The organism is Citrobacter sp. VF227, from assembly GCF_052950715.1.
The window spans coordinates 1-466 of sequence record NZ_JBRFVF010000406.1 but is presented as its reverse complement, the minus strand read 5'-3'; the positions used below and the strand labels follow the sequence as shown (position 1 = coordinate 466).

The following is a 466-nucleotide window of genomic DNA, read 5'->3' as shown; positions in this document are numbered from 1 at the left end:
CCGCCTATGTAACCTGCTTGCACGATATTCTTCATAATTTGGTGCTTGGATCGTTAAGTCGGATAGACGAATTGAGCAGAACTGTCCATTTAACTTAACCCACACCTCATTCAAATTAAACGGATCAAATTTAACAACCGCCTTATTAGTCCCAACAAAGGGCACTAAAATAGGATCCCAATACGTCTGACCGTGTAACTTTATACCTTCGGGGTTAATTTTTCGTACTTCTTGAGGCATAAACCGAAGCTTCAGCTGCTCCGGTTCTGAAATTTTCGGTGGATACGGAAGCCCACCGGAGGGAGCAAAATAGTCATACCAAGCTTGCCGCGGACTAACTTTCAACGCACTATGAATGGTCGAGTGATAAACAACCACTTCGCGTGCAAACCAACGAGAAAAGTCGAAGAATGTCATTGTGGCATTCTTTTCGCTGTCGAGATCTCTTCGTGCAACTGAGTTCGAC

At 44.2% G+C, this 466-nt stretch carries 1 protein-coding gene; it reads right to left on the bottom strand.

Going from position 1 to position 466, the window contains the following annotated elements; translation table 11 throughout:
- On the bottom strand, positions 1-417 hold a 417-nt coding region (locus tag ACU8YC_RS27005; protein WP_446896262.1), incomplete at its 3' end, for a Mu transposase C-terminal domain-containing protein.
- Between the last annotated feature and the right edge of the window lie 49 nt (positions 418-466).